Below are 1,047 nucleotides of genomic sequence, written 5' to 3'. Positions count from 1 at the left end.
CTCCTCCCCCTGCCCGCCGGCGGGGGAGCCCGCCGGCTTCCACCTCCCGGCGACGGCGCGCAGGTCGTCGCTGCCGAGGGTGTGCGGGGCCGCGGTGAGCGCCCGCAGGAAGACCTCGCGCTGCGAGGGCGTGCGCAGGTCGGTGAGCAGGTGATCGACGAACCGGGTCACCTCCTCGTGCAGCGGGTCACGGGCGGCGGCCCGGCGCGGCCGGAGCGCGCCGGTGACCCCGTGCAGGGTCTCCAGCTCGGCGAGGCGGTCGGGATGGCGCTCGATCCACCACGCCGTTCGACGATCGGGATCCGCGAGGACGTCCCGCAGGAGGTCCAGTCGCAGCGCGGCCTCCGCCCCCGCCCGCTCCACCCCGGCGAGGAACCGGTGGTGCTCCTCCGCCGTCCGGCGGTCCCCGCGTCGCACCCGGAGACGGACCGAACCGCACACCTCCGGACCCGGGACCGGTGCGAACCACGCGCAGATCCCGTCGTTCGCGGCGTCCCGGGCTCCGAGGGGGTCGAGCGCGGAGCGCTCGGCGAGGATCCGCTCCACCCGTTCGCGCAGCCGGCGGCGGGCGCTCCCGACCCGGTCCGGGGGACCGTCCGCCCCGGACCGGCCCTCCGGGCACCGACGCACCTCGCCGGCCAGGTGGACGGTGAAGAACGCGCCGGGTTCCCCGGCCCGGAGCCGCAGGCCGCGCATTCGGAACGCCGTGGTCGCCCGACGCCGGGACGTCGCCCCGGATCGCCGCGTGGCCTCCTGCTCCGCGTTCTCCAGGTGCTCCGCGTTCTCCAGGTGCTCCACACCCCTCACCTCATACCGGCGGGGCGGGCGCCGGAGTCGGCTCCGCACCGCCCTCCGCGGACGCCGGGGCGCGCGCCGGGTCGCCCCGGCGTTCGGACGCGGCCGGTCCGGGGACGGGCAGCGGCTTCCCCGCCGGGGCGACCGGCGTCCCGGGGGCCTCCGGATCCAGCCTGAGCCGGCGGAACAGATGGGTGCGCCGCCGGTGCCCGGGCCCCTCCCCCCGCTCCCGTCCCACCAGCAGTTCGGCCA

General features: G+C 78.4%; 1 protein-coding gene and 1 pseudogene. Both read right to left on the bottom strand.

Annotated elements, in window-relative coordinates; genetic code table 11:
- The coding region (locus tag FNQ90_RS24515; protein WP_182608339.1) for a hypothetical protein at nucleotides 1-798 on the bottom strand (798 nt) is incomplete at its 3' end.
- A 10-nt stretch (nucleotides 799-808) separates the two neighbouring features.
- Nucleotides 809-1,047: pseudogene (locus tag FNQ90_RS27830) on the bottom strand (hypothetical protein); the annotation flags it as partial.

This window comes from Streptomyces alkaliphilus, assembly GCF_014141535.1.
In the GTDB taxonomy this organism is placed as follows: Bacteria; Actinomycetota; Actinomycetes; order Streptomycetales; family Streptomycetaceae; genus Streptomyces; species Streptomyces alkaliphilus.
Note: the sequence above shows the minus strand (reverse complement) of the source record. Positions and strands in the feature narration are given on the sequence as shown.